Origin of the sequence: Cellulosimicrobium sp. CpK407 (genome assembly GCF_051844275.1) — a bacterium.
In the GTDB taxonomy this organism is placed as follows: domain Bacteria; phylum Actinomycetota; class Actinomycetes; order Actinomycetales; family Cellulomonadaceae; genus Cellulosimicrobium; species Cellulosimicrobium cellulans_G.
The window spans coordinates 1-298 of record NZ_JBGNYC010000118.1; the positions used below are offsets into that span (position 1 = coordinate 1).

A 298-nucleotide genomic window follows, 5' to 3' on the forward strand; every position below is an offset into this window, starting at 1 on the left:
GGGGGCCTCGGGCTTGCCGAGCACCTTGAGCTGGATCCGACCCTCGACCTCGCGGTCGGGGTCCTTGGTCGCGTCCTGCACCCGGTACCGGACCACCATGACGCCGACGAAGTCGTCGCGGGGCGTCACGCTGACCTGGTCACCGGCCAGGTCAGCCGAACCCTGCCCGGTCTCCACGACGGCGTCGACGAGCTTCAGCGGTGTGTCGGGGAACGGGTTCGAGTCGTTCGCGAGCACGTCGACCTTCGTGGCCTTGCCCTGGTGGGCGTCGTCGACCGTGTCGGTGTTGGCACGGACC

1 protein-coding gene is annotated in these 298 nt (G+C 69.8%); it reads right to left on the reverse strand.

Features of this window, described 5'->3' with window-relative positions:
* Positions 1–298 (reverse strand): Ig-like domain-containing protein (locus ABWU78_RS20980; RefSeq protein WP_439159406.1); only part of this gene is annotated, 298 nt, incomplete at both ends.